Origin of the sequence: Streptococcus sp. 477, assembly GCF_013277295.1 — a bacterium.
GTDB classification, from domain to species: Bacteria; Bacillota; Bacilli; order Lactobacillales; family Streptococcaceae; genus Streptococcus; species Streptococcus pseudopneumoniae.
Genome location: NZ_VMMQ01000043.1, coordinates 1 through 4794, shown reverse-complemented (window position 1 = coordinate 4794; position 4794 = coordinate 1). Strand labels below are relative to the sequence as shown.

1 protein-coding gene and 1 pseudogene are annotated in these 4794 nt (G+C 35.7%); one reads left to right on the top strand and one right to left on the bottom strand.

Going from position 1 to position 4794, the window contains the following annotated elements:
- Window positions 1–4305 (top strand): ZmpA/ZmpB/ZmpC family metallo-endopeptidase (locus HT691_RS06095; protein ID WP_172925294.1); only part of this gene is annotated, 4305 nt, incomplete at its 5' end.
- 209 nt (window positions 4306–4514) lie between these two features.
- On the opposite strand, the pseudogene HT691_RS06090 reads toward HT691_RS06095, so the two are convergent.
- Window positions 4515–4730, bottom strand: a pseudogene (locus tag HT691_RS06090) (transposase domain-containing protein); the annotation flags it as partial.
- Window positions 4731–4794: the final 64 nt, after the last annotated feature.

Genomic DNA, 4794 nt, shown 5'->3' with positions numbered 1-4794 from the left:
CAATTGGATGGAGTGGCAAGCGACAAGTCTGCCTTGAATGCCGAGCTTGGTAAAGAATCTGGCACGAAAGAATCTGACAAGTATCAGAATGCAGACCAAGCTAAGCGTACTGCCTACGATCAAGCACTTGCGGCAGCGAAAGCTGTAGCAGCTAAAGAAGGTGCAAGTCAAGCAGGGATTGACCAAGCTAAGAATGACCTAGTGGCAGCTGCGGCAGCCTTGAATGGACAACCAATAAGTAAAGATGAGTCAAAAGACGAAACTTCAACAAAACCTGAAAATTCTGGTAATGCAACAACAGAAGAGAATGGGCAAACAGTACCAGACCAACCAAAAGGTAATTCACCAGAGGATGTTTCAACCGAATCAAACACAGCCAATTCAAATGGAAATGAAGAAATTAAACAAGAAAATGAAGTAGAACCTGATAAAAAAGTAGAAGTTCAAGAGAAAACAATAGAACTAAGAAGTGTTTCTGATGTGGAACTCTATAGTTATGAAGGCAATCAATCAAAACAACATACAAGCTTAGATAAAGTACCAGATAATAAATCTGCTTATTTCATTAAGGTGAAGTCAGCTAAATTTAAAGATGTACTGCTTCCAGTTTCAAACATTGAGGACACTACAAAAGATGGCAAACCAGTCTATAAAATTACAGCTAGCTTGGAACACTTGAAGCAATCTTTAGACAATCAATACCAAGACAATTTTACTTATTATCTTCCAAAAGTTGTTCAAAACGATGGTCCTATCTACACATCTTTTAAAAAACTAGTAGCTGATATGAATAGTAGACCTAATGGAACTTTCACTTTGGGTGCAACAATGAATGCTCGTGAGGTTGAGTTGGATGAAAACCAAGAAAGTTATGTTACAAAGAATTTCACAGGGACATTAATTGGTAGTCATCAGGGGAAACATTATGCTATCTATAATTTGAAAAAGCCATTATTCAATACATTAAATAGAGCTACTGTTAAGGATCTCACCTTAAAAGATGTTAATATTTCTGGTAAGAATCATGTCGCATCAGTTGCTAAGGAAGCCACAAATTCTTCAACTTTAGATAACGTTCACGCAAATGGAATCATTGCTGGTGAGCTAGGTATCGGAGGACTTATTCAGAAAGTTGAAAATTCTACCGTAAGTAATAGTAGTTTCACTGGAAGAATAACAAATACCTTTGTTACAACCTCTCAGTATGCAATTGGTGGTCTAGTCGGTCAATTAACTGGTACGAATGCTAGGGTAGATCATTCTATAGCATCAGTAACCATTTCAAGTAATGGAGAACATTCTAATCAAACCATTGGTGGAATTGCAGGTATCGTAGAAAATAATGCAACTGTAGCAAATAGTTATGCTGAAGGTGAAATAAATAATGCTAAACCATTCGCTAGAGTTGGTGGAGTTGCAGGTTCCCTTTGGACAAATGGCTCTAGCACGGAGGACAATTCTGGGATTCTACAAAATGTTCTCAGCGATATGAATATTACAAATGGGAATGCGATTTCTGGATACCATTTTGATGGTATGAAGCAGACAAAGGTATACAGTAATAAAGACAATAAGGTAGTTAATGTTCAAGCAGTTGGAGATGAGGTAATGTCAGTTGATTCCACTGTAGAACGTGGTACTGAGATTGAAAAAGAAGCAGTTCAAGCCAAGAAAGACCAGATTACTACAAAGAAAACTATAACCGTGGAAGATTTCACAAATTCTGCTAAACAGGATGTAGATTATACCAAGGCCACTCATTATCAAGCGGCAAGAGAAGTTGCATATAAAAATATAGAAAAATTATTGCCTTTCTATAATAGAGACACCATTGTGAAGTATGGAAATCAATTGTCAGCTGATAATAATCTATTTAAGAAAGAATTGTTATCTGTTGTCGCTATGAAAAATGAGGAAGTGGTTTCAGATATTACTTCAGACAAGCACTCTATCAATCACTTATTACTACATTACAAAGATGGAACATCTGAGAAAGTAAACGTAACCTACCATAGTGACTTTGCAAATCTGGCTGAGTATACTATTGGAACTACAGGTCTAGTATACACACCAAATACTTTCCTAAAAGATTATACATCTATAATAGATAGAGTTAAAAATGACTTAACTGCAGTACAGTATAATCCAACTGCTCTTAAGAATTTGTTAGGAATTTCGGATAATGTTAAATTAACAGAACTCTATCTAGATGAGCAATTCACTAAGACAAAAGATCACTTAACTGAAACTCTTAAAAAATTACTTTCAGTTGATGCAGCTGTTTCTGGAAATAATAGTGCTATTGACAATTACATTGTTGATAAAATCAAGCGCAACAAAGAAGCCTTGATGCTAGGATTAACCTATCTAGAACGCTGGTATGATTTCCAATTTGATAAGGCTAGCGCAAAAGATTTGCTTATGTTCCATATGGATTTCTTTGGTAAGGGAAATACCTCTCCTCTTGATACGATTATTGAACTAGGCAAATCTGGCTACAACAATCTCTTGGCTAAAAATAATGTGGTTACTTATAATGCCTTGTTAACGAATAATTACGGTACAAAAGATTTGTTTAGTGCTTTAGAAGGTTACCGTAAAGCATTTGCACCACATCAAACTAACAATGAATGGTTTAAATCACAGACAAAAGCCTTAATCGTTGAAGAAAAATCTAATATTCCAGAAGTGAGGGCTAATCAGGAAAAAGTTGGCAGCAAGTACTCTATCGGTGTCTATGATCGAATCACTAGCGACAGCTGGAAATACCGTAACATGGTACTGCCTCTACTTACCTTGCCAGAAAGATCCGTATTTGTCATTTCAACCATATCTAGTCTAGGTTTTGGTTCTTATGATCGCTATCGTAATAAAGAACATCAAGCAAATGGTGATCTAAATAACTTTGTTGAAAAGAGTGCTCACGAAACAGCAGAGCGTCAACGAGATCACTATGATTATTGGTATCGTATTCTAGATAAGGAAGGGCGTGAGAAACTTTACCGAAATATCTTGCTTTATGATGCCTATAAATTTGGAACTGATAATACTGAAGGAAAGGCTACAGAAGTAGCAGATTTTGATAATCCAAATCCTGCAATGAAACATTTCTTTGGACCTGTTGGAAATAAGGTTGGACATAATGGACACGGTGCTTATGCTACAGGGGATGCCGTTTATTATATGGGTTATCGTATGTTGGATAAGGATGGAGCTATCACTTATACACATGAAATGACGCATGATTCAGATCAGGACATCTATCTTGGTGGCTATGGTCGAAGAAGTGGCTTGGGACCAGAGTTTTTTGCTAAAGGCTTATTGCAAGCACCAGACCATCCAGAAGATGCGACAATCACCATCAACTCCATCTTGAAACATTTAAAATCTGATAGTACAGAAAGTCGACGATTACAAGTACTTGATCCAACTACGAGATTTAAAGACGCGACAGATCTTCAAAAATATGTACACAACATGTTTGATGTTGTTTATATGTTGGAATATCTTGAAGGAAATTCAATTCTTAAATTGGATACGAATCAAAAACAACAACTTCTTAGAAAAGTTACAAATGAGTATCATCCAGATCCAGATGGAAATAGTGTCTATGCAACAAATGTAGTTAAAGATTTGGCATATGCAGAAGCTGAAAAATTACATTCATTTAATGATTTGATTGAGAATAATATTATTTCGTCTAGGGAATATGCTTCAGGTAAATACGAAAGAAATGGTTACTATACGATCAAACTATTTGCGCCGATTTATGCAGCATTAAGTAATGATAAAGGAACGCCAGGTGACCTGATGGGCCGTCGTATAGCCTATGAACTATTAGCTGCAAAAGGATTTAAAGATGGTATGGTACCATATATCTCAAATCAATTTGAACCCGATGCTAGGGCAAATAATAAAACGATTACCTCATATGGTAAGACCAAAGGATTAGTAACAGATACATTAGTACTTCAGAAATTATTTAATGGTCAATACCACACTTGGAGTGATTTTAAAAAGGCCATGTATAAAGAGCGCCAAGATAAATTCAGTCAATTGAATAAAGTTACCTTTAATGATACAACACAGCCATGGACGTCATTTGCAAGAAAAACCACTAATAGGATAGAGGATTTACAAAGTTTAATGGATATTGCTGTTCGTAAGGATGCAGAAGGTACCCATTGGTATAACTATAATCCAGAAACAGACAGTTCAGTTCATAAGTTGAAGAGAGCAATCTTTAAAGCTTATCTTGACCAAACTGATGATTTTAGAAGTTCAATTTTTGAGAATAAAAAATAGTGTTTACTATTAGGAAATAAAAATTGAATGTAGAGAATTAGAATTGTCATTATTAAAAAAGATAAATTTTCCATTCGGAAAATAAAATGTATTGTTGGTTCGGTGTTACTCGGAAGTGTCTTGGTTGCACCGTAACCGTCCAATAGCGAAGTATATTGAAAAATCTCCAGACTAGGGAACTCACGGATAGTTCCTAATCTGGAGATTTCTTATTTGCACTTTTCTTGTACAACTTTAGTCCATGGTAAATAAGCCTCTAAAACCTCTTTGTTTACGAGAGTTTCCTCGTTTGGAAGACATTCTAGAAGATAGGATAGATATTTTTCACTATTTAGTTGATGACGTTTAGCTGTTTCCAACAAACTCATAATAATAGCTGTTGCTTTAGCTCCTTCAAAACTTTGAGAAAACAACCACCCTCGCTTTTTAAAATTTAGCTTAGGCTAAAAGAGTCCACCGGACTCTTTTACTACGTCCCATAACCAATGA